Raw genomic sequence first — 22,237 nt, 5'->3', positions numbered from 1 at the left:
AGCCATTATTCCATCTCCTTTACATGAGTTTCGATGAATTCTCTTTCTTCGGGCGAAAGGTCGTATTTATCGTAAAGTTGTTTGTCAATTTCAGGAATAGATTTGGACCAATTGATGTCGGATTGCGAGGTGAAATCTTGGAGAGGGACGTATTTGAATTTTTGTGGAGTGATTGCTTGTGTTGCCTTTAAAATGCCCAACATAAAGCGCATAAATTTTGTTTTTATGAAGAAACATGCATGTTCGGCTTCAATACGATTACTAAATGTACCAATACTTAAAAAAGACTCCGTTGAACCAACGCCAATATCACCAATTGTCGGAGCTCCACAAATACGTGCAGGAACGGGTTTTCCAATTGTTCCCGCAGCTCCGTCCGCACCCGCAATGAAAATTTTATAGCGGTCAACATTATCAGGAGCAAGAATAAATTCGCGTTTTACATATCTAATTGTTCTGTCGTTGTTTTGCCGACCATAGATCCGCAACATATTTGATTCAGTTTGCGTTTCATGGAATATGCTTGGCATTAATTCAAAAACATTTGACTTTAAATCGTAATCGTGTCCTTCACTGAGAGTTCCTTTTAATTCGGGATATTGCTCGTATAGAGTTGACGAAAAGTGATAAGAATATGCAGATTTGACAATGTCAGAGAAAGATTTGAATCCATTAAATTCAGTTACCTTCTTTCTTATTGAATTAACTTCTGAAAAAGATGAAAAGACTTCTATCGGTACAAATGTTTTATTATGGTCGTGGTACGTAATGGCGATACCACCAGTAATAGAGGTGTTTGGAAATATTTCTTTTGCATCAGACCTATATTCTAAGACACGGAAGTGTTCATCATTCAGCATTTTATTATTCCAGGCTTTGGGTGTTGATCCTGCATTAAACAAGAACCGTCCGGGATGAACTAATTCTGTTGCATTTGCGATTTTATACGCTTCATCAATAAAAACATTATATATCTGGGGAGCATAGTTTTTATTATCTCCGATTGTTTCATCTTGATAAGGCGGATTACCTATTGCGAAATCAAACTTCATTTTACCGACCTTCCTTTATACTTCTGTATGTATAAGACCTTCTTCTTGTCCAGTCAAAAATTTTGCAGTCCATTTCTTCCGGCTCGCTGTCGTTGTCGCCAACCGTAAAATCGAACATATTGAGCGTTCGCTCTTCTTTCGGTTTTCCGAAGGGGACCTTGCCCGTAATGCCGTCCATTTGCCAAATGTTCCAGGCGATGATGTTCGCCACTTTCTGGAGTTCACTTTCTGTTGGATTTCGAGCCCAGCGATCCTGCATGTAATCCACGAAGGTGATGAGCAGGTTGATGCGGGCGATAAGCAGGTTGTCGCCCTGGAATTCGTAACCATACACACTCTGGAACGCTCGGTACGTCCACTTGAGCCAATCTTTTTTGTTGTCGGTGTTCTCGTTCACCACACGCAACTTGCGGTCAAGTATGCCGATGCGTTTTTTTATCGGGATGATTTCTGCGGTAGTGGTATCGTATCGCGAAACGACGTATGGAGCTTCGCCGCAGGTAATTTCGAGGCGTTTTGAATCCACGTATTTTTGCCAATCGTTTTCATTTTCGAACTTGATTGGTTTTGATGTCGGTTTCCACGATTGTCCGTCTTCGGTGTTGAATACGTTTTCGCGGCCGAACCATTCTGCATCGCAGTGGTTGTTCATCTTGTTGCAAATCCATGACGGTGTGAAGACTTCCGCCTTTTCGCGGGTGCGTTCCGCCTGTTTTTCAAGTGACTTTGCAACTCTCGGTTGGATTAGGTCAGCGCCGATGGACTGGAGCAGTTCCTCTGTTATTTGCTTTGTCTTGCCCAAAATGCGCCCCCGCCTTGTGCGAGCCGTTGTCGCAAGGATAATGTTCTGGCCCGTTGTCTTGTCTTTGACAAGGGTCTTGAGAACTACGGAAACAGGGTAGTTGTTGATGTCTATCAGCGTTTTCATTTAACTCCGTCGCAAACCCGCATACGGAGCAAATGAAAGTCAGGAATTTCAGCTGAGCAACAAAAAAAGGCGTGGCATCGCTGAAGCGCTTACTGTACTTCGAGGTTCGCCAAAACCTTTACAACCAATAAACGCAAACGACCCACGCCCCAATCGGGACGTGAGCAGTTTACCCTATTCTCGTTGTAATTGAAATTTGGCGATTTCGAAGTAGAGACTAGAGCAAATACTCAATAAAACGGGCGCCCTTGGATCCCTTCCAGGACGAGGGCTATGTCAATTGCAATATAGATTATTGGAAATGCAAAAAATGCAGAAATTTCCAAAAATCTCTTGACATCCACCCCTAGAAAGTTTATATTTATACTGCTCAAAAGAGCAAAATCAATAAAAACCCCGCTGTTTTACGCATGTCCGCGGGGAAAGGAGTAAACGATGTACAGCGATGCAAAAATCGGCGGTGTCGGAATCTGGCTGGACGAAATCGTCCCTTGCCTCAAGGATACTGAAACCGGGGAGATCAAGGAAACCGTAGTGTTCAGAATTGAGAGCCGTTCGTTCCTGAAAAAGTTCAACGAAAAGAACGGCTGGGGAATTGACTGGATCGAGGTTCCTAACGATGTTGAAGTGTTCGCTCTCGCTTTGAAGGAAAATAACGAAATTCAGGGGCTGGTCGGGGTGAAAAATGACGAGGGTCCTAAGGCCGCGTATTTGCATTGGGCCTGCACGGCTCCGCGCAACAATAAACGCGAGTACGGCACGCAACGTTACAGCGGTGTTGGCGGTCATCTTTTTGCTATTGCCGTTGATAAATCCATACAATGGGGCTATGACGGCGTTATTTTCGGCTTTGCCCTTAACAATGAACTGCTAAATCACTATATTGGAGTGTTAGGGTGCTCGCACATCGGCGCGCTTCACCCGTATCATTTCATTTTGGGGCCGATTGCCGCTAAAAAATTATTGGAGACGTACACTTATGAATGGAACTGAAAAGGCTGACGACATTCTGTCCGATGTGCGGATTCCGTTTTCGGCGGTGCCCGACCCATACAGGAACGCACCTCCCTGCAAGTTGAACTTGCTGGAACTGGCTCGGTATGCCGACAGGAACGGCAAGGACATCAGCAAACTTTCTCAAGAAGAAATCGCCCTGTTCAAAATTTAGCGTAAAACTACCGCATCGGGAATTCTTCGAAGGCCTTGCTGTTCGCCTGCAGGTTGCTACCCTTCCAGTCAAAGAGCGCGGGGCCCCAGGCGCCGCTGAGCGTCGGTTCCCAGAAGAACGTGCCAATCCAGCGGTCAAGACCCTTCACCATCTCGGTCGTGCGCTTGCGCGAGCCGTCGAAATTGTAGTGGTTCTCCGCATCGCCGCCGTTGTATTCCGCGACGATGAATTCAAGATTCGGATAGCTTGAAGTGACCGTCTGGAAGAGCGATTTCCAGTCATCGGGAGCCTTGTCGCCATACGCCGTGTAGGCGGAGAATCCCATCACGTCGGCGGGGACCTTCTGGTTCTTGAATATTTCCGTCATCCACCAGGTGACGGTATTCGCCTGGCGTATGCGTTCGATGTGCAGCACAGTCTTGGTATTCGGCGAAACTTCCTTGACTGCCGAGATGCCCGCCTTGAAGTACTTGGCCGCGTTCGCCTTGCCGCTCGAGGTGCTCATGTCGCCGGCAATCGCGGCGGAGGCCTTGTCCACATTGTCGCCCCAGCAGTTCGTACTGCTGTTCGGCACGTGAACGAGGATGCCCGGCGTGGTCTCGTTGCCAATCTGCACCATCTCGGGAACCGCCCCCACCTGCTTGAGCGCATTCATCAGGTCAAGAGTGTAGGCATACACGGAATCGGCAAGGGCGTCGGAGCTGTTCACCTTGCGCCAGCGCTCGGGAATAATCTGCTTGCCGGGATCGGCCCAGTTGTCGCTGTAGTGGATATCGAGCAAGAACGCCATGCCCGCAGCCTTGATTTTTTGCGCGTAGGCGACAATGTGGTCCTTGTCGGCATAGGCTTCTGCATCGTGGTCGCAACCCGCAGCGGCATAGCCGTACTGCGCCTTCGGGCTTACAAAAGTCTTTAAACGGATGGCGTTGAAGCCGTGGTCCTTGAGGAGCGTGAAAATGTCCTTCTCGGTTCCGTCAACGTCGAAGAACTTCGCGCCGAAGCGTTCGTATTCCTGCACGGTCGAGATGTCGGCGCCGGTGTAGAAACCGAAACTGAGCGGCGGTTCGGAAGCGGAGGACTGCGGAATTTTAGACGAGGACGAAGGCGGAGGCTCATGCGCCGAGGAGCGCGGGGGTTCCGTGCCCGAAGAAGAACGCGGAGTGATACGGATCGAGCTGGAACTGAAATACGAATCCCACAAATAAGACGAAGATGAAGCAAATGGCGGAAGCGGTACAGAAGAAGAGAGCGGCCCTGCGGACGAACCTGCGGGGGGATTGTCGGAAGACTGCGAGACATCCGAGGATGACGAGATTGCCGCAACATCGGAGGAGCCGCCCAAATCGGGCAAGGACATGCCCGCAGAGGAATCCCCCACGATTTCGTAGTCGTAACCGGCACCGCTGTCGGAATCACCGCCGCATGCAACGAAAAGAGCCCCAGCCGCAGCCATCGCCGCGACACACCCAAAACGGCACAAGTGCCGCACTCTAAAACAACCCTGTTTGTATCCCATGCCTTAAATTTAAACTAAAAGTTTGGCAAGCGGTGCGCCGGAGCCCATAAAATCGTGCAAATAATTTAAATTTACGGCATGCAACCATGGGATTTGCTCGCATCTGACTCCGTCCAGGGCTTTATCGAAGAAGCCCTTACGCGCAAGTGGGATGCGTTGCAGGTTTCGACCGCGCTCCAGAAGGCGGGCTACAGCAACGAGGACCGAGCGGCTATCATGGACTACATGGCGCTCGTGCCCAAGTTCCGCGAGAAGTTCTGTGCCACCGAACACATTGCAAAAGTCGGGGCTGCCCGCAATTCCACAAATAACGAGACCGCCCGCGGGATGTTCCTCCTATGCGACAAACTCGCGCTAGAACAGAGCACCGCACAAGATATCGGGCGCTGGAAGGCAAAACTCTGGCCATGCGGGAACGACGCGACCAGCGACGCAACCGAAAATGCAACTGGCGCAGACGCAGAAGTTCACGACCTGTGCTGCGGCATGGGCGGAGACAGTTTTTACTTGCCCGCAGGCCTGAAAGTGACGGGCGTTGACCTGGACAAAAACCGCCTCGCGATGTATAGCCACAACATGCAGGCGTTCGGGAAGCCGGCATCCGTCAAGTGCGCCGACGTGCGCGAAGTCGCGGGCAGTAACGACGCAAAGATGCCCGCCTCCGCGGGCATGACGAAAACGGACTACTTCACCATCGACCCGGCACGCCGTGCGCTCGAAGGCGAGAACCAGCGCGACCTGAAGAACCTCACGCCCACGCTCGAAGAAGTCATCGAAATCAGCAGGCACTACAGGGGCGGCATGGCGAAACTCCCGCCCGGCTACCCGCCCGCAGAAATCCCAGACGGAACCGAAATCCTCTACCTGGGCGGGCACAGCGACTGCCGCGAATGCCTCGTGCTCTTCGGGGAACTCGCAAAACACCCGGACACCGTCCGTGCAATCATTGTCGGGAAGGCGGGCGAAACGCTTGCAGAATGGACCCGCAGGCGCGACCGCTCGCTCGAGACCCTCGACGACGACCTGCAGGAAAAACTCGACCGGAACGACAGCCTCGAAGGCAAGGACCGTACCTACCGCACGGCGACAAGCCGGAGCGACCTGCCCCTCGGGGAAATCGGCAAGTACATCGCAGAACCCGCGCCAGTACTTATCCGGAGCCACCTCTTCAATGCGGCTGCCCTCGCCCACGACCCGAATGCTCACCTGATTTCGGAAGGCATCGCGTATGTTTCGAGCGACAAGCCGCTCCCTGCACCGGGATTTTCCTGCTACGAAGTGCTCGCGCATACCGAAATCGCGACAGGCGCTGTCCGCAGCATGCTCAAGGAACACGACATCGGGAAAATCACGCTCAAGCTGCGCGGCGTAAAACTCGACCCCGACGCCGAAACCAAGCGGCTCAAGCCCAAGGGCAAGAATTCCGCAATCCTGTTCTACACCCGCGCCAAAGGCGAAAAGGTTGCCATACTTGCAGTAAAGACAAAAAATCAAACCTAGATCCTTCGACTTCGGGCTTCGTTCTCCACTCAGGATGACACTTTTTTATCATAACTAATGACTATTGACCAACAACTAATGACTATATGACCGTAAAACTTGAACAATCCTGGCTGAACCTGCTCGCCGACCAATTCGAGCAGCCGTATTTCAAACAAATTAAAAACAAACTTTTGCAAGAGAAGGCGGAGCATCACGTGGTCTATCCGCCCGGCTCCAAGATTTTCGCGGCACTCGACTACTGCCCCGTAGACAAGGTCAAGGCTGTCATCATCGGGCAGGACCCCTACCACAATCCCGGCCAGGCGCACGGGCTGTGCTTCTCCGTGCCCATTGGTATCGAGCCTCCCCCGTCACTCGTGAACATCTTCCAGGAACTTCACGATGACCTCGGCATCACGCCGCCCCCGCACGGGAACCTCGAAAGCTGGGCCCACCAGGGAATCCTTCTCCTAAACGCATCGCTCACGGTGCGCGCCCACATGGCAGCAAGCCACGCCGGAATCGGCTGGCAGCAGTTCACCGACACCATCATCCAGCGCCTCTCCCAAGTGCGCGAGAATCTCGTGTTCTTGCTCTGGGGCAGTTTCGCCATCAAAAAGCAGGCACTCGTGGCCCCCAACCGCGGTCACCTGATTCTCACCGCGCCACATCCGAGCCCGCTTTCGGCCTACCGCGGGTTCTTCGGCTGCAAGCATTTTAGCAAGGCAAATGCATACCTCGTCAGCAAGGGTCTAGAACCCATCGACTGGAGCATCAAGTAAGCATCGGCCGACAGGACTGTTGCCTAATCCAATATGCAGCGGACCGAATAAGCCCTCGCTTTATAGAGGGATACATGTTCGGCCTCGCGTTCGCTAGAATAAAGGGCCATACCTTCCGCCCTATCGGTAAAGTCTTCACTGGTCGACCAGAAATATGTTCTATAGCCCAAGCCCGTATAAAGTCCTGAACTTTCCCCCTGGCCTGCAGGCAGTGCAGAAAAGCCATTGTCGACGCTTTCGTAACTACCGGACCAACCGCTAGTCGATTTCAATTTCGTAGTCGTGCTGTCTGCCGCCAACAAGGCCGACCAGTCATTATGCGAAGGCAAGTGCCAACCTTCAGGGCAAACACCTCGAGCCTGGCCATCCGGGCTCTTGCGGACTGAATTACCGCACCCCTTGCAAGCGTCACTCCAAACACCCACGCTATCGACGGCAGCGCTCCAGGTGTAAAGGCGACCATACCTGGCGCAATTGGTCGAGTCATCCTTATAGCAATAACTTTTCGGAGTCTTGTAGTTGAGGTTCTGCGCCATCCAAATACGGCGTGCGATGTAAACCATCCTGTAAGTTTGGCCATCGCGGGCATCCACAAAGCAACTGTCATCCGTTTCTACATTGCAGGGAGGCGGCTCCGGTTCTGAACTTGACGATTCCACGACACTGCCAGAAATTGCCTGCGTATCGGGGTCATCCATCACACAACGGACAGAGGCCCCCATGTACTTCGTCAAGGATGCCGTAAATGTCGTGGACCCTTGATCCAGCCTTATGGCAGTGGCCTGTTCGCTCCGTTCATCCGTCGATGTCCAGAAATATGCTTCCTTGCCTTCGTCAAAGAAATCTGCGGATTTGTAACCGGCAGGGAGTGCCGCAAATCCGAAAGAATCATAACCATTACCGTCATCCTCAAAAAGGGCACTCCAGTCCCACCCCGAAGTGGCCTTGAGGTACACTCCCGCCGTCGTCATGGAACCCTCTACCCGCGCACCTCCGACACCCGAGTAGAACAGAACGACCCACTCCGCCTTACTCGGCAAGTGCCAACCGCTGGGGCACACGCCCCGTATGGGATTCTTGAATTCGCAAATATATCCATTGCCACAGATCCTGTCGATTGCATTCCGGAGAGATGCGCTATCGATGGCAATATCCCACGTGTAATACCTGCCGTACTTGGAACAGTTGGCTGCATCGTTCTTGTAACAGGTACTGTACCGCGCCGCATAGTTCAGATTTTCGGCCATCCAGGTTTGCGAGCCGATCGTTACCGTCTTGTACGTCTGGCCGTCGCGATCGTCGACCAGGGTCCCATACACGCAGTTGTCCTCCGTCTCTGTTTTGCAGGGAACTATCTGCGAAGAACTGGAAGAACGGGCAGAACTGCTGCTGGACTTCACGGAACTGCTGCTGGACACTCTTGTCTCGCTAGAGCTCGACTGCGGTTTGACGTTACTGCTGCTGGACACGGCAGACGAACTGCTCGACTTGGCCAACGAACTGCTAGACACGCTGGACGAAGACAACTCTTCGGTGCTGCTACAGGATTTTTCATCCTCTCCCGGCCTCACAGCAAAGGACTCGTCGTCACCGCAAGCCACAAAAATGGCCGCGACAAGCATAAACGAGGCAATCAGACTGAATTTTTTGAGGGGGGCGCTGTATTCTAATTTTTTCATATACATCATTTTCTCCATTACAAATATAAATAAAGTGTTCTTTCCGGGCATAATTCAAGGAGTATTATCAGGTTCAAACAAACGATTTCTTACTATATTTAGCCATATGACTAACAGAAACACCTTCGGACGACTCATCCTCTTTATCGTGCTCGGCCTCATCATCGGCGGAGTGCTCGGTGAATGCCTCGGGCTCCTCTTCGGGGAACTCGGCGAACTCATGAACGCGGGCGGTTACGACAACATCGTGCACAACTTCTTCGTGAAGTCCTTCTCGCCCTCGTTCGGGTTTAACGGAGATAACGCGAGCCCTGCGGTTCTCGACCTCTACATGATCAAGCTCGCCCTGGGAATCAGTTTCAAGTTTAACGTCGTCAGCATCATCGGCATGGCCATCTCGATATACATCATGAAATGGTCCGGAGGAAATAGGTAATGGAAACCATCAAGAATTTGAGCGCCAAGCTCGCTAGCGGCGAGATTTCGGCAGTTGCTCTCGCGCAGGACTCTCTCGCAAAAATTGAAGCCACCAAGAATTTGAACGCCTATATCAGCGTGCTGAACGAGCGCGCCCTCGCGAAGGCCGCGGAATCGGACAAGCGCCGTGCCGAAGGCAAGAGTCTCGGCGCGCTGGACGGCATCCCCGTTGCCGTGAAGGACAATATGTGCCTCGAAGGTACGCGCACTACGGCAGCCTCCAAGATTCTCGACAACTTCGTCGCCCCCTACACCGCTACCGCCATCGAAAAGCTCGAAGCGGCAGGTGCGGTTATCGTCGGCAAGACGAACATGGACGAATTCGCGATGGGTTCGAGCAGCGAGACCTCGTACTATGGGCCGGTGAAGAACCCGCTCGACGAATCCCGCGTGCCGGGCGGTTCCAGTGGCGGTTCGGCCGTAGCCGTGGCCAGTGGCACGGTCGCCTGTGCGCTCGGCTCCGACACCGGTGGTTCTATCCGTCAGCCCGCCGCCTGCACAGGCGTCGTGGGCTTAAAGCCCACCTACGGCCGAGTGTCCCGCTATGGCCTGCTGGCCTATGCAAGCTCCCTGGACCAGATTGGACCCTTCGGCACTACCGTCGCCGACTGCGCCACTCTCCTTAACGCCATCTGCGGCATCGACCCGCACGACAACACCACGAGCACCCGCGAACCCGAGGACTTCGGCGCGAAGCTCGACGCAGGCGTGAAGGGCAAGGTCATCGGCGTTCCCAAGGAATACTTCGCCGAAGGTCTCGACCCGGAATGCAAGGCCGCTATCGAGAACATGCTCAAGAAGATGGAAGCCGAAGGCGCCACCCTCAAGGAAGTGAGCCTCCCGCACATCGGTTTCGCGGTATCGAGCTACTACATCATCGCAACCGCCGAAGCAAGCAGCAACCTCAGCCGCTACGACGGTGTGCGCTACGGCTACCGGAGCAAGGAAGCCCGCAAGCTGTTCGACCTGTATGCCAAGTCCCGCAGCGAAGGCTTTGGCAAGGAAGTCCAGCGCCGTATTCTCCTCGGCAGCTACGTGCTCAGCGCCGGTTTCTACGACGCCTACTACGTGCAGGCCCAGAAGGTGCGCCGCCTCATCACGGACGACTTCAGCAAGGCATTCGAAAGCTGCGACGTGATTGCAAGCCCCACGATGCCGGGCCTCCCGCTCAAGTGCGGCATGAACGAGTCCGACCCGATGGCGGTTTACCTGAGCGACATCTACACCGTGAGCCTGAACCTCGCCGGTCTCCCGGGCGTGAGCGTGCCCTGCGGCATGGCAGGCGGGCTCCCCGTCGGCCTGCAGTGGATTGGCAAGCCGTTCCAGGAAACGGACCTGCTCAGCGTCGCCGCCGCGACCGAAAAGCTTGCAAAGTGAGTGTCGCACCGTCAAGTTTACTTGACGGTATGACCGAACGCAGCAGCGGACGCCAAAGGCGTCAAAAGCTGAACAAATAGTCTTTGGCTCTGCAAGGAGATCCCCGCCTTCGCGGGGATGACAATACCGCAAGGATGACATTTATGCAAAAAGACCTGCCCTGCGGCAGGTCTTTTTTCATCATACTTTTTGCGCAATTGCGCCTGCTATTAGTCCTTTATGCAGCGGACTCCGAAGAAGTTATCAGTCATTTTTTCAAGACTAATATCATCAACGTACATTCTCTGTTCTGCAACTTTAATCAAGAGATAGGAATACACACTTTCAGAAACAGCCCACGTTGCCGAGTATAGGCCCTTAGAAGTGGACCTACCATTAACATATTCCCCCATGCCAACGAAAGAAAGTCCATAAACATCGAGCCCGGGAGCAATTATCTTTACCCCGTCCCCCCAGCCGTTCGCAGACCTTACATAGTCAAGACGGTCGTCCACTGCCCAGTCAAAATAATACATCTCTTTCCAAGAAGGGATATGCCAGCCGTCAGGACAGATTCCCTGAACAGGTTCATCACCCAGATTGCAGACTTTACCTGGAATACATGCATCATTATTCATCGCCGCAGTACGGTTGTAGAATCTGCCAAGCAGTTCGCAATTCCGTTCATCGTTATCGTAGCAATGGGTATTCCCTTTTATCACAGTACTCTTTGTAGAATCAGCGTAATTCAGGTTCTCTGCCATCCAGACCTGTCCATTGAATTCTATGGTCTTGTACTTTTTACCGTCGCGCGGGTCCGTCATTTCGCCATAATCGATTTCCGGATTAAATATATCGTCTTTCGTCGTGATGTTAATTTCAATTGCGGAAGCAGGGTCGTCGGGCGGGTTATTGCTGCTAGAAGAACTGACACGCGAACTGCTGGAGCGGAGATCCCCGCTCGAGGCGGGGATGACAGATGACGAGGAAGGCTCTTCGCTATCCGAAGATTTTACGCTACTGGATGATTTAACACTATCCGAGGATTCAACGTCATCAGCCCCCTGTTTTCCAGAGACCGGAGAAAAATCATCATCGTCACCACACCCCACAAGAAATGCGAGGCCAAAGGCAAGAGCAGCGATGCCAACTATTTTGCTCTTAAAGAAACGCTTCATATATCCTCTTAAACTCCATTAGTTCTTCACGCAGCGGATAGGGAAAAACGGGTCACTTTCGCCTTCATTAGCGAACATAACGAGACCTCCTCCCAGAACCATCAAGTAATCCAGGTCTTTGGGATTTGACACGTCAAAAACCCATACATTGGTATAGTCTCCTTTTCCCTTAAACTCGCCAATTCCGTTTTCACGGCGATACGCCCCCGTTCCCGTAAAGGATGTGCCTTTTTCGTTGGTGCCGGCTTTTCCGCCATTCCAGCCATAAGACGACTTCAGTTTATTACTAGACTGATTCACACTGTTCTCCAGTTGTTGAGCCTCGCTTTTCGAAGGGATATGCCACCCGCTGGGGCAGATGCCCTGAACATTGCCAGACATCGAGGGGCACGATCCATTATAACAAGTGCACCTGCTGTCGTTCAGCGCTGCCTCCCTGCTGTACAGGCGCCCAAAGGCTTCGCATTCGCCCGGGTCATCGTCATAACAGCGGTTGTTCCCCTCCAGGAGAGGGTGCGTCGAAGAATCCGCGAAGTTCAGGTTTTCCGCCATCCAGGTCTTTCCGTCTACATCTATGGTCTTATACGTCTTGCCATCACGGCCATCCGTCATTTCACCATAACTTAGCGACGAATTGAAGAGCACGGTCTTATCAAACGAACTCGAAGATTCTTCGCTCGAGGAACTTTCGCTGCTAGAAGATTTCGCACTACTCGAAGACACACTTGACGAACTGAACGACGACGAACTCACACTACTCGATGATTTCACGCTAGACGAAGACACGCTCGAAGACGAACTTTTCGCGGAACTAGAAGATGCGGGAGCCTTGTCTGCTATGCAGCGGACGGGAAGGTGTACCGGGAAGGTGGTAAAGCCGCTGACGGATACACTTTCCCCATTGAGAGAAAGGTAGGAACTGTTTGTCGAAGGCTCGTAAACCCAAATATATCCAGCGGTACCCATACTCTTGAAGCTGGTGCCATTATTCGGCCAAAGAGCTCCCGTTCCAACGAAGGATAGCCCGTAGATATCTGTTCCTGGCGGGACGGTCGGCTTCCAGCCCTTAGCGGACCTTAGTGCGCTGGATTTTCCTTCCACAAAATACGCCAGCGACAGCGCTTCATTATAGGATGGGATATGCCATCCGGACGGACACACACCCTGGACAGGCTTGCTTCCCAGTTCGCATGGGAATTTATAATAACACACGGAGGTATCCATTGCCACATCTCGGGCATATAAGCGGCCATACAACTCACAATACACCGTGTCCATATTGAAGCAGAAGGATTCCCCCCCCTTGTGACGTGCATAGTTCAAGTTCTCCGCCATCCAGGTCTGTCCGTTAACGACGACTGTTTTGTATACTTGGCCGTCGCGCGAGTCCCTCATTGTACCATATTCGATGTCCGGGTTAAACTGTTCGCCCTTTTCTTTCAGGTAAGGCTCGACATCCATCTTGGAGTATCTTTCCGATGAACTGCTGGTGGGAAAAATGCTGAAGGAAGAAGAACTGAACGAGCTGGAGCTGACTCCGCCGCTCGAAGATGAAATGCTCGAAGATGAAACGCTCGAAGAACTACGGACACTTGATGACAAAGAGACTACATTCAGCGTGTCATCCGATACACAGCGGACAGAAGCAAAAAGATTGTATGAAAAACCAGAATGTATAATAATATCATTACCCGACTCTCCGCGGAAAACTAGGTAACTCAAATACGGTCCTTTTATATATGCCCAAACGATTCCAGTCCTTCCAAGATTATCAAAATCTTTATTATAGAAATTGAGCCCCCCCGTTGCCGGCATCGAAAAGCCCGTGGTATTACCCCCTTCGTTATAAAAGGACCAAGTTTTTGCAGACCGGACTTCTTCAAATTTATTGCCAAATGCGTCTACTAGAGCCGTAGCCTCGTCGCTAGATGGAATATGCCATCCCTTGGGACATACACCGCGAACCAAGGTATCCCCGATATCGCAGGAAGATCCAAGTTTGCAGGCGATGTTGTCCATAGTTGCTTCACGTGAATACAAGCGGCCCAGCAGGGCGCAGTTATCATCATCGAAATTAATGCAAGCCGAACGTTCGAGCACTAGCGGATAATCGTCGTTGCCAGCAAAATTGAGGTTCTCGGCCATCCAGACTCTGTTTCCAATGACAACGGTCCTATAGACCTGGCCATCGCGTTCGTCCGTCATTGTTCCGTATTCGATTTCCGGGTTAAACAATTCGTCCTTAGAAGTCAGGGTAAAGGGGATGGACGCCAGTTTGAAATCGTCCTTATCATAAGACCAAGTGATATCAAAATCAAAACTTGAGGAACTGTACAGCAAACTGCTAGACGATTCCGCTTGGTGGAACTCGCGACCTTCCGCAGTTAGCGTATCGTCGTAGCCCACCCAGATGTAGACGGAATCGGCGCGGTCAAAGCGGCACTCGTAACGGTCCTTGTCTCGCCCGATAACGGCTTCTCGTCCCTCGCGCATCTCGTTGCACGGGGTTTCCGACAAGCCCTTCGCCGTCGTGTACGCATAGTCGTAACCACGGTTTTTCGCCACCGGAGAAAAGTCGTCATCGTCGCCACAGGCGACCAAAAAGAGAGCAAAGAGCGTGCCCGCAATAAAAAGCGAGCCATGACCCGGCAGCAACAGGAACTTTTTCATGATTTCTCCTTTATCCCACATACCCCAACAGGTACATAATATAGATTTTTTTCTTTCTCCCCGTAAAAAGTGTATATTTCTAGTATGAAAAAACCGGAAGTAGACATACTGACCATCAAGCACCGCAACATGTGGGGCGAGTGGACCTTCAAGTTCGAAGGGAACCTCCTGTGCGGGCTCCGGTTTACCGGCGCAGATGAATCGATTGTGCCAAGCACGGTCAAGGCCTGCGCATACGCAAAACCCGACAGCGACGAAGCTCTCCCGCGCGCCACAGCAAGGGTTTACAACAACGTTGTACGCGAACTCAACCAGTACCTTTCGGGCAAACTCAAAAAATTTTCCATCCCGATTAAGTTGTCCGGCACCAAGTTCCAGATGAACGTCCTCGAAGCCATCATGGATATTCCCTACGGCAAAACGTGGACATACAAGCAGGTTGCCGAAATTATCGGGCACCCGAATGCAGTCCGTGCCGTCGGGAATGCGCTCCACAGCAATCCCCTGCAGGTCATAATCCCCTGCCACCGCGTGGTCACGAGCCGCGGGCAGATTGGCGGTTACGCCCTCGGCACCGATTTGAAAAGGCGCCTCCTGTGCATGGAAGGCGCCATTCAGAACGAACTCGAACTGGAATAAATCCCGCCGTCATCCCCGCGCAGGCGGGGATCTGCGAGCATTCTTTTACTTATTCTTGTTAACGATAAGCGTTTTCGCCTTGAAGGTCTTCTTGTCAATCCACTTGACCATGAGCGACACCTTGTTGTCCTTGTTCAGGGCGGCCCAGTATTTTTTGAGCGTGTCTTCGGCGTTGTCAAAAATCGGCATCAGTTTCGGAAAGCCGTTGAAGCTGGGAATCGGGCTTCCATCGGTTTCATAAGTGCTGATGAAGTGGCCGAGACCCGGCAAAGCCTTCTCGTATTCGAACGTCATGCGTTCGCAACCGGCTTCTTCGCTGTTGTTACGGCTCTTGAGAATCGAGAGCTTGTACACGGCGGGGCTTGCGTTCTTGTAGTGGATGCCGGAAATACGCGGCGTGAAGTTCGGGGCGTCGTCTTCGTACTGGCGCGTGCGGAGAGCGCTTTCGAAGGTGCCGCCGAGCTTGATGGCGTCGTAAATCGTGTCGGTCTGGTCGCCGTTCGTGATAATCTGCACGTCGGCAGTGTGGCGCGCCGGGTTGTAGATAATCAGGTGCGGGTCCGTGAGCTTGGATTCATCGAAGGCCTTGGTCTTCATGAAGCCGGTCTTGGGTTCAATTTCGAACACGCGATTGCGGCTGTTGACGCTACGGCCCATGATCCAGTAGACCTGCACGTAGGACTTGCCGTCGGCGCTTTCGCCGAGGATAATGCCACGGCCAGGATAGGGGTTATTGGAGAGGGCCTTGAAATTCTGTTTTGCTTCGTCTGTGTATTTCATGGTCCGAAATATAGAAACTATTCCACTATCAGGCGCATCTTGTTGCCAAGATTGGAGCTCGTGCCGTCGTCATAGACCAGCAAGGTCGCTTCTTCATACAGGTCCAACGCCTTGATATTGAAACTGACCTTCGACGTGCAGAGGCAATCGGCCTGCGGGAGCGAAGTATCGTAATGCGGAGTCACGTAGAGCGTGGAATCCTTCATCTCAATTGCAACGCTCTCGAATATCGTTCCGCAGGTAAGCACGACTTCTTCAATGACTATCTGCGCAGAATCGCCGTTCACGTACATGTGCGCCACGGGCGGCAAGGCGGCATCTACCATCGGATCGTCCGGACCGCTCTTGTTACACTGCGCATCGGCCTTTTCAATCTTCTGGTAGCCCCGATCCGGCTGATTAATCAGTTTATGTACCAACTCAAGCGGAGGCCTGTTGTTCTCAAACGCCGTATAGCCAAATCCGGCATATTGTTCATCAAACGTGAATTTCACATCGGCCGTGCAACCGCACTTATTCTCCACGCCCTTCTCGTCAAACCGTTTGAAGTTCACGAAGAGCGTATCCCCTATGACGCTAGCCACGGTATTGCCTGCGTTCAGACTATCCCAAAAAACCTTCTGCGATGCGGAATTACAGGCATACGACAAATCAACATTAAACAATTCAATTTCCGCAAAGCTGTTAGAGATACCGAGATACGCCCTAGGCGGCTCAGGTTCGACAGGATTAGTTGTCATTACCCGTTCTCGGCAGGTCGCCGAGATGGTTTTGAGCGGTACGGGGCCGTTGTAGCTCGGGCGCGAAGAGGAACTCGGCGGCGTCACACTCGATGAAGAACTTGGCGGAGTCACACTCGACGAAGAACTTGGCGGAGTCACACTCGACGAAGACTGTCCCGGCTGCACCGCGGACGACGACTCGGGCACAATACTAGACGAAGAATTATCCACTATAATCGTAATCCTCTTCCTCTCGGGGATAGGGCCGGAAACCACTTCAAAAACCTGATTGTACAACTTGAAATACTTGATGTCGGCATCGGCTGCAGGAATATCAAACCGATGGTCCGAATAGCAGACCCAGTTTAACGAAACCAAAGTTCCTTCTTGTTCAACAAGCAAGGTATCACCATTGCGTTTGACAGACAATTCGTCTCCATGCCATTCGTTGTTGACATGCATATCAGGAATGACAAGCTGATAGCCTTCGCTTTCGTTGCCCTGCAAATAGGCCTTGTCCTGCCCCACCAGGTCAGACCCCAAGTTGCATTCCTCTATAGAGGCAACAACCTTCTCGCCAGGCTCTCCGCTGGACGGGCCCGCGGAACTCGATGAAGAATCGTCCCCGCAGGCCAAAAATGCAAGCGATAAAGACATGAGCGAAAACGTCGCTGCAGTAGCAAGAATCTTTTTCATTTTTTCTCCTTTTAAAACAAGTTCAAATATCAGTTTTCAAGAACGGACGCATCCACGACAACACCATTCTTCAACGGCATCGGTTCTCGCATGCCAAATACGAGATAATTCGTATTGGAGAACGCCTCGTTCTGCTCTACCCTGAAGGTAACCCGAGTCGGGCAGATGCAGTTGGTTATCGGGCTATCCGGATCCACTTCCGGTTCGACATAGAGCATTCCGTTGGACGCATAGACTTCAAAGCGTTCAAAAGTAATCCCGCAAGACATCATTACCTCGGGAATGATGATGGTATCGAAACCGTCATCACCGACAATCCTACCCGCAACGGCCACTTTGGTCGACGTCGTATCGATCGGGTCCATGGCAAATGAATTGCTTGCCATCGCGAGCCTTCTAGCCGTTTGCCTATCATTCTTGCATTCCAGTTTAATGTCCTTCGCCTGCTTGTGCCCCGTGATATCTCCAACAGAAATCACGTCCATGTCGATAATTTCCATGATGTTCGGATTTGAACCGGCAACATTGTTGAAAACGAGAACTGCCGCATGCGAGTAGGCTTCATTGTTTTCCACGGCAAAATCCACCTTAGAATTACAAATGCACCTCTGCGCATTCGTGTTGTCGAATTTAGCCTTCACGTAAACCGTATCGCCGGACACATCGACATCGAGCGTATCGACTACGACACCGCAGGTAAGCGAAAGATTTTCAATAGTAAAACCCGTCCGTTCGGTACCGACATAGCGGTAGACAACCGGAGGTAATTTTTCATCGCCGTCGACAGATCGGCTCGCACCAGTATCCGAACCGCCATCCAGCACAGGATCGTCCCCCATGCCCTTCGCAAGACACTGTGCGCTTGCATCCGTAATTTGCTGGTGCGGGTCCACAGGAACAATCACCGACGAGGACGATTCGACCGGAAGCGCAAAAGAAGAGGAGGACTCAGGCGTTTCGCTCGACGAGGGATCCTTTGCCGAAGACGTTTCGCTTGAAGAGGAAACCTTGCATTCAGGCACAGGCCCCTGCACAACTTCATAGCCTTCGTCGAAGAACTTAAAATACTTGACATCGGAATATTCTTCAGGAATATCGAACCGGATATCCGCATGGCAAGGTTGCGCCATCGATATGGTTCCATCTGATTTTTTGAGATCATCCCAGATATGCAAGGTATCCCCAGAACGTTCAGAATAGAAATCCGCCTCAATCCAAGTGCTACGCGGGAAAGACACCGAAGGAACCACTATCTGATAGCCATCATCACCAGAAACTAGGTACGCCTTGTTTCCCTCGCCCAGTTCACAAGGATTCTCAGTACGGCATTCTCCTGCATGGTAGGAATCCGCCACATTCGTCTTCTTCTCGCCACCAGTTTGTCCAGGACCCGTCGAAGACGAATCGTCCCCGCAGGCAATGAGCATGAGCGACAGAGCCGCAGCTGTTGCAAGTAACTTTTTCATGATATCCTCCTTCTTTTAATTTTCCTGTACCGGAAGGGTTTCCTTCTGGTCAAAAACCGTGTAGTTGATACCGGAATAAGCCTTGTCGAGCGTGAACGAGGCCTTCGCCGCACATCCACAACCATACTCCCAGCCCTTGCTCCGGCTAAAAGCCACATACAGCGTATCGCCTTCACTACTGACAACCGGGTGGCCTTCGTTTACGCCCTGCAGGAACTGCTTCTGGGCATCCTCCTCACAAGGGATAGCGAAATAGACATTCTGCAAGACAAATTTCACGGAGTCGCCCTCGATATGCTTGAACGCCTCGGGGCCACCGACATCCGATGCGACGGCGGAATCCAATTTCACATAAATGACGTTTTCCGCACACTGGATGGAAAAATCGCTCGCATGCACAATATCACCATCGCGTAATTCAGAAGACGAGGAGACGGGAATCGGATCGTTAGAATTTCCGCCGTCCTCGCACGAGCTGCTGCTTTCTATAACAGAACGTTCACTCGAACTGCTTACGATTCTTATGGAATCATTGTCTCCATTCGGAATTTCAATCGGCGAATCCATTCTAATATCGACAGACGAACTGCTGTTTGCCGCGATGGTATTGGGATCGATGGTACCGCCCGCGATATCGCTGGCTTCGTCACTGGAACATGCAATCAAAAACACCGCGAAAAGAGACCCTATGGCAATGGAGAAATTCTTAAGCATGGCGAGCCTCCTTTACCTTGTCCGTAACCGGGAAAAACTGGAAATTGACTCTACAGACCTGATCCTGGTCCTTGTATTCGTTCGCGATGGAAAGCACCCTCCTGCAGCAGGCGTCTAGCTCGTTTGCTATCCTGCCGTAAGCCTCCTCGTTCACGCCAAGTGTCACGCCGGTAAAATGACGTTCATCGGGCGCATAACGGTCCACGGCGCGCGCGGCCATGTTCGCCATCTCCTTGTGCATCGCGCGGATTGCGAGCGGCAGCGCCTCCTTCGAGCCGATGACGGTCTGTTCCGTCTGCGAATAGGCCTTGTTCCCCTCCTTCTTCAGGAACCCGGCCTTGACCAAGAAATCCAGCACGTCGCGAACGTCTTCGGCGGACACGTGCTCCTTGCAGGCATCCGCTATATCACGGGGATTCGCGCCCGGCATCATCGGGATAAGTTCGCGTAGCACAGGGTATTTCCAAGATTCATAGTACTGGAATGCGTCGCCGTCAACAACGCGCACCTTGTGCTCCAGCGCAATCTTCTGCATTTCGAGCAAGGCGGCCTTCTTCACGGAATCTTTTTTCGCATTCCCGAACGCAACCATCTCACGGAAATAGTCCTTTTCGTAACCGACAAGCCCCATCGCGTTTGCGACTTTCTCGATTTTCGGTTTGCCCAGCTTGCTTTCGCCCTTGCACACCAACTGCAAAAAATTCGGCGATGTAAAACCGGCGCTCTTGCAGAACTCACGCCACGAGAACGCACCCAAGCGTTTGCGCTCGTCGTAGTAGTCCTGAATGTACAGGCGGTAGTCCTTATATTCAAGTATCGGTTTCATGTCTATTAATATACGTTTTTATTTTCCGAAAATCAATAGAAAATACTATACAAAATTAACGTTTTATGCAAAAATATAGCGTTTTTCATAAAAAATCAAAAGCAAAATTCAAAATACTATACATCATGTATAATACAAAGGAAAGCCCCCTCAAAAAACAAGGAGGCTCGGCACAATGGCTGCGGCTATTAATTTGTATGTAGTATAAGTGCTACCGTTTCGGGTTGTAGTTGTTCATGAGCACCATCGCGACAGCAACGCAGAGCATAATGACGCTCCCCACGACAACCTGCTGCTTGTGGTCGTAATCGCGCTTGATGTACTTCGGGTCTTCTTCGTTGAGTTCCTGGAGGGTCGGGCCCTCGGCAAGTTTCGTGGAGTCAATGCCGCAAATTTCGGCAATTTGCTCTTCGGTCATGTTCAGCGTACTCACGCGCAGGCTATCGCACTTGTTTGTGACTTCAGCGGCAGCCGCGGGAACCGCAAGGAACAGGGCAAGGAGAACAGCAAAAACAAGGCGCTTTGGCGAGCTCAGCGACCTTGTTATCAATTCCGAATTCCGAAATCCGAACTCCGAATTATCCATTATTCCTTCGCGAGTTTGTCGAGGATCTGGTTCACGAGGCCCGGGTTGGCCTTGCCGCCGGACTTGCGCATGGTCATACCCACGAGGAAGCCCTTGAGCGCGACCTTGCCGGCCTTGAATTCGGCAAACTGGGCGGCATTTTCGGCACACACGGCACGGACCACTTCTTCGATGGCACCAGTGTCGGTCACCTGCACAAGCCCCTTTTCCTTCACGATGGCTTCAGGATCCTTGCCGGTTTCGAACATCTCGGCAAAGACCGTCTTTGCAATCTTACCGTTGATAGTGTTGTCGGCAATCAGGTTCACGAGCTTGCAGAGGTCTTCGGGCTTGATCTTGAGGGCGCTGAGGCCGCCTTCCAGTTCCTTCACCTTGGCAAGGAGCTCGGTAATCACCCAGTTGGCCAAGACCTTGCCATTCTTGCAGTTCTTCGCGGCGGTGTCATACCATTCGCTCACGTCGCGGTCTTCGGTAAGCACCATGGCATCGTATTCGGAAACACCGAAGTCGTCCATGAAGCGCTTGCGGCGGGCATCCGGCAGTTCCGGAAGCGTGCGGCGGATTTCTTCCACAAAGGCCGGATCAGTCACGAGGCGCACCATGTCCGGTTCCGGGAAATACTTGTAGTCGTGGGCGTCTTCCTTAGAGCGGATGACGATAGTCTTGTCCGCATTGGGGTCGTAACGCTTGGTGCACTGTTCCACTTCCTTACCGGCATCAAGGGTCGAGGCCTGCAGGTTCATTTCGCAGTACAGGGCCTTCTCAAGGTTCGTGAAGCTGTTCAAGTTCTTGATTTCGGCGCGGATACCGAACGGAGCGTCTTCGCTAGCACGGAGCGAGATATTGCCGTCGCAGCGCATGTTGCCGTTTTCCATGTTGGCGTTGGAAACACGGGTGTATTCCAGCGTCTGCTTGATCTTCTTCAGCACGAGCACCGCTTCTTCGGGGCTACGGATATCCGGTTCGGTCACAATTTCGCAGAGCGGAGTGCCGCAGCGGTTCGCGTCGAAGTGGGATTCGGTCGGGCTCATGTCGTGGATGAGCTTACCGGCGTCTTCTTCCATGTGAATACGGGTAATGCCCACGCGCTTCTTGGTGCCGTCTTCCTTCACGATTTCGAGCCAGCCGTTCTTGCAAATCGGGTGGTCGTACACCGGAAGTCCGCCCGTCTGGGTAATCTGGTAGCCCTTCGGCAGGTCCGGGTAGAAGTAGTTCTTGCGGGTCCACATCGCGTTCAAATCAATTTCGCAGTTGAGCGCAAGGCCCAGGCGAATCGCGTATTCCACAGCCTTCTTGTTCGGCACGGGCATGGCACCCGGCATACCGAGGCAAACAGGGCAAACGTGCTTGTTCGGGGTCGTATTCACTTCGATTTCGCAGCCGCAGAACATCTTGGTTTTAGTCGCGAGCTGACAATGGATTTCAAGACCGATAACAGGACAATAGTTAGGCATAAAAACTCCGTAATTTTACGGGAAAAAGATAGTATTTTAGAACTTAAAACTTAGAACTTAGAACCT

At 52.1% G+C, this 22,237-nt stretch carries 20 protein-coding genes; 7 read left to right on the top strand and 13 right to left on the bottom strand.

Annotated features, from left to right (window positions below; all coding sequences use genetic code 11):
- Window positions 1–5: 5 nt before the first annotated feature.
- Both BUB22_RS16060 and BUB22_RS16055 read right to left on the bottom strand, forming a co-directional pair.
- A complete protein-coding gene (locus tag BUB22_RS16060) occupies window positions 6–1,052 on the bottom strand; it encodes an Eco57I restriction-modification methylase domain-containing protein (RefSeq protein WP_083535372.1) in 1,047 nt (348 codons plus the stop codon).
- A 1-nt stretch (window position 1,053) separates the two neighbouring features.
- Window positions 1,054–1,980: a restriction endonuclease subunit M gene (locus tag BUB22_RS16055; protein ID WP_083535371.1), complete on the bottom strand. Its 927-nt coding sequence runs from the start codon at window positions 1,978–1,980 to the stop codon at window positions 1,054–1,056.
- Window positions 1,981–2,415: 435 nt separating this feature from the next.
- Between BUB22_RS16055 and BUB22_RS04080 the strand changes: the two genes are divergently transcribed.
- Both BUB22_RS04080 and BUB22_RS04075 read left to right on the top strand, forming a co-directional pair.
- Entirely contained in the window at window positions 2,416–2,973 is a 558-nt protein-coding gene (locus BUB22_RS04080; RefSeq protein ID WP_073114044.1) for a hypothetical protein, read from the top strand.
- Window positions 2,960–3,148, top strand: a complete 189-nt coding sequence (locus BUB22_RS04075) for a hypothetical protein (protein WP_073114043.1) — start codon at window positions 2,960–2,962, stop codon at window positions 3,146–3,148. The genes BUB22_RS04080 and BUB22_RS04075 overlap by 14 nt, the downstream gene beginning before the upstream one ends.
- A gap of 7 nt (window positions 3,149–3,155) precedes the next feature.
- Here the strand turns inward: BUB22_RS04075 and BUB22_RS04070 are convergent, their stop codons facing one another.
- A complete protein-coding gene (locus BUB22_RS04070) occupies window positions 3,156–4,664 on the bottom strand; it encodes a glycosyl hydrolase 53 family protein (RefSeq protein ID WP_073114042.1) in 1,509 nt (502 codons plus the stop codon).
- Between the two features lie 78 nt (window positions 4,665–4,742).
- Between BUB22_RS04070 and BUB22_RS04065 the strand changes: the two genes are divergently transcribed.
- Entirely contained in the window at window positions 4,743–6,164 is a 1,422-nt protein-coding gene (locus BUB22_RS04065) for a class I SAM-dependent methyltransferase (protein WP_073114041.1), read from the top strand.
- An 86-nt stretch (window positions 6,165–6,250) separates the two neighbouring features.
- Complete coding sequence (gene ung / locus BUB22_RS04060) at window positions 6,251–6,928, top strand: uracil-DNA glycosylase (RefSeq protein WP_073114040.1); 678 nt, start codon at window positions 6,251–6,253, stop codon at window positions 6,926–6,928.
- A gap of 23 nt (window positions 6,929–6,951) precedes the next feature.
- Here ung and BUB22_RS04055 read toward each other — a convergent pair whose 3' ends face one another.
- Window positions 6,952–8,607 (bottom strand): fibrobacter succinogenes major paralogous domain-containing protein, encoded by a 1,656-nt coding sequence (locus BUB22_RS04055; RefSeq protein ID WP_175547232.1) that lies wholly within the window; start codon window positions 8,605–8,607, stop codon window positions 6,952–6,954.
- Between the two features lie 106 nt (window positions 8,608–8,713).
- Between BUB22_RS04055 and BUB22_RS04050 the strand changes: the two genes are divergently transcribed.
- Both BUB22_RS04050 and gatA read left to right on the top strand, forming a co-directional pair.
- Window positions 8,714–9,043 (top strand): DUF4321 domain-containing protein, encoded by a 330-nt coding sequence (locus BUB22_RS04050; RefSeq protein ID WP_072811277.1) that lies wholly within the window; start codon window positions 8,714–8,716, stop codon window positions 9,041–9,043.
- Entirely contained in the window at window positions 9,043–10,461 is a 1,419-nt protein-coding gene (gene gatA, locus BUB22_RS04045; protein ID WP_073114038.1) for an Asp-tRNA(Asn)/Glu-tRNA(Gln) amidotransferase subunit GatA, read from the top strand. Before BUB22_RS04050 ends, gatA begins: the two co-directional genes overlap by 1 nt.
- Before the next feature lie 209 nt (window positions 10,462–10,670).
- Here the strand turns inward: gatA and BUB22_RS04040 are convergent, their stop codons facing one another.
- The gene (locus BUB22_RS04040) at window positions 10,671–11,618 is read right to left on the bottom strand and encodes an FISUMP domain-containing protein (protein WP_073114037.1); all 948 of its coding nucleotides are present in this window, start codon (window positions 11,616–11,618) and stop codon (window positions 10,671–10,673) included.
- Between the two features lie 18 nt (window positions 11,619–11,636).
- Window positions 11,637–14,288: an FISUMP domain-containing protein gene (locus tag BUB22_RS16605; protein ID WP_175547231.1), complete on the bottom strand. Its 2,652-nt coding sequence runs from the start codon at window positions 14,286–14,288 to the stop codon at window positions 11,637–11,639.
- A gap of 84 nt (window positions 14,289–14,372) precedes the next feature.
- Between BUB22_RS16605 and BUB22_RS04030 the strand changes: the two genes are divergently transcribed.
- Window positions 14,373–14,927 (top strand): methylated-DNA--[protein]-cysteine S-methyltransferase, encoded by a 555-nt coding sequence (locus BUB22_RS04030; protein ID WP_072811283.1) that lies wholly within the window; start codon window positions 14,373–14,375, stop codon window positions 14,925–14,927.
- Between the two features lie 45 nt (window positions 14,928–14,972).
- Here BUB22_RS04030 and BUB22_RS04025 read toward each other — a convergent pair whose 3' ends face one another.
- The 7 genes from BUB22_RS04025 to gatB all read right to left on the bottom strand — a co-directional run bounded on the left by BUB22_RS04025 (window position 14,973) and on the right by gatB (window position 22,171).
- Complete coding sequence (locus tag BUB22_RS04025) at window positions 14,973–15,707, bottom strand: IMP cyclohydrolase (protein WP_073114035.1); 735 nt, start codon at window positions 15,705–15,707, stop codon at window positions 14,973–14,975.
- A gap of 17 nt (window positions 15,708–15,724) precedes the next feature.
- Window positions 15,725–17,125, bottom strand: coding sequence for a hypothetical protein (locus BUB22_RS16255; RefSeq protein WP_139258704.1), 1,401 nt, complete (start codon window positions 17,123–17,125; stop codon window positions 15,725–15,727).
- 29 nt (window positions 17,126–17,154) lie between these two features.
- Complete coding sequence (locus BUB22_RS04010; protein ID WP_139258703.1) at window positions 17,155–18,591, bottom strand: hypothetical protein; 1,437 nt, start codon at window positions 18,589–18,591, stop codon at window positions 17,155–17,157.
- Window positions 18,592–18,606: 15 nt separating this feature from the next.
- Window positions 18,607–19,305 carry a hypothetical protein gene (locus tag BUB22_RS04005; protein WP_073114031.1) on the bottom strand — a complete coding sequence of 233 codons (699 nt, stop codon included), beginning with the start codon at window positions 19,303–19,305 and terminating at the stop codon, window positions 18,607–18,609.
- Complete coding sequence (locus BUB22_RS04000; RefSeq protein ID WP_073114030.1) at window positions 19,298–20,131, bottom strand: TIGR02147 family protein; 834 nt, start codon at window positions 20,129–20,131, stop codon at window positions 19,298–19,300. The genes BUB22_RS04005 and BUB22_RS04000 overlap by 8 nt, the downstream gene beginning before the upstream one ends.
- Window positions 20,132–20,342: 211 nt before the next feature.
- A complete protein-coding gene (locus BUB22_RS03995; RefSeq protein WP_073114029.1) occupies window positions 20,343–20,717 on the bottom strand; it encodes a hypothetical protein in 375 nt (124 codons plus the stop codon).
- The gene (gene gatB / locus BUB22_RS03990; RefSeq protein ID WP_073114028.1) at window positions 20,717–22,171 is read right to left on the bottom strand and encodes an Asp-tRNA(Asn)/Glu-tRNA(Gln) amidotransferase subunit GatB; all 1,455 of its coding nucleotides are present in this window, start codon (window positions 22,169–22,171) and stop codon (window positions 20,717–20,719) included. The genes BUB22_RS03995 and gatB overlap by 1 nt, the downstream gene beginning before the upstream one ends.
- Window positions 22,172–22,237 lie beyond the last annotated feature (66 nt).

The sequence above is a fragment of the Fibrobacter sp. UWCM genome (assembly GCF_900129735.1).
In the GTDB taxonomy this organism is placed as follows: Bacteria; Fibrobacterota; Fibrobacteria; order Fibrobacterales; family Fibrobacteraceae; genus Fibrobacter.
This window is presented reverse-complemented; position numbering and strand designations above follow the sequence as displayed.

Bases quoted from the DNA above. Each gene is read 5' to 3' on its own strand.
- BUB22_RS03995 (WP_073114029.1), bottom strand. From the start codon at position 20,717: ATGGATAATTCGGAGTTCGGATTTCGGAATTCGGAATTGATAACAAGG.
- BUB22_RS04010 (WP_139258703.1), bottom strand. From the start codon at position 18,591: ATGAAAAAGTTACTTGCAACAGCTGCGGCTCTGTCGCTCATGCTCATT.
- BUB22_RS16605 (WP_175547231.1), bottom strand. From the start codon at position 14,288: ATGAAAAAGTTCCTGTTGCTGCCGGGTCATGGCTCGCTTTTTATTGCG.
- BUB22_RS04065 (WP_073114041.1), top strand. From the start codon at position 4,743: ATGCAACCATGGGATTTGCTCGCATCTGACTCCGTCCAGGGCTTTATC.
- BUB22_RS04055 (WP_175547232.1), bottom strand. From the start codon at position 8,607: ATGAAAAAATTAGAATACAGCGCCCCCCTCAAAAAATTCAGTCTGATT.
- BUB22_RS04050 (WP_072811277.1), top strand. From the start codon at position 8,714: ATGACTAACAGAAACACCTTCGGACGACTCATCCTCTTTATCGTGCTC.
- BUB22_RS04030 (WP_072811283.1), top strand. From the start codon at position 14,373: ATGAAAAAACCGGAAGTAGACATACTGACCATCAAGCACCGCAACATG.
- gatB (WP_073114028.1), bottom strand. From the start codon at position 22,171: ATGCCTAACTATTGTCCTGTTATCGGTCTTGAAATCCATTGTCAGCTC.
- BUB22_RS04040 (WP_073114037.1), bottom strand. From the start codon at position 11,618: ATGAAGCGTTTCTTTAAGAGCAAAATAGTTGGCATCGCTGCTCTTGCC.
- BUB22_RS04000 (WP_073114030.1), bottom strand. From the start codon at position 20,131: ATGAAACCGATACTTGAATATAAGGACTACCGCCTGTACATTCAGGAC.
- BUB22_RS04070 (WP_073114042.1), bottom strand. From the start codon at position 4,664: ATGGGATACAAACAGGGTTGTTTTAGAGTGCGGCACTTGTGCCGTTTT.
- BUB22_RS04025 (WP_073114035.1), bottom strand. From the start codon at position 15,707: ATGAAATACACAGACGAAGCAAAACAGAATTTCAAGGCCCTCTCCAAT.
- ung (WP_073114040.1), top strand. From the start codon at position 6,251: ATGACCGTAAAACTTGAACAATCCTGGCTGAACCTGCTCGCCGACCAA.
- BUB22_RS04080 (WP_073114044.1), top strand. From the start codon at position 2,416: ATGTACAGCGATGCAAAAATCGGCGGTGTCGGAATCTGGCTGGACGAA.
- BUB22_RS04005 (WP_073114031.1), bottom strand. From the start codon at position 19,305: ATGCTTAAGAATTTCTCCATTGCCATAGGGTCTCTTTTCGCGGTGTTT.
- BUB22_RS16055 (WP_083535371.1), bottom strand. From the start codon at position 1,980: ATGAAAACGCTGATAGACATCAACAACTACCCTGTTTCCGTAGTTCTC.
- BUB22_RS16255 (WP_139258704.1), bottom strand. From the start codon at position 17,125: ATGAAAAAGATTCTTGCTACTGCAGCGACGTTTTCGCTCATGTCTTTA.
- BUB22_RS04075 (WP_073114043.1), top strand. From the start codon at position 2,960: ATGAATGGAACTGAAAAGGCTGACGACATTCTGTCCGATGTGCGGATT.
- BUB22_RS16060 (WP_083535372.1), bottom strand. From the start codon at position 1,052: ATGAAGTTTGATTTCGCAATAGGTAATCCGCCTTATCAAGATGAAACA.
- gatA (WP_073114038.1), top strand. From the start codon at position 9,043: ATGGAAACCATCAAGAATTTGAGCGCCAAGCTCGCTAGCGGCGAGATT.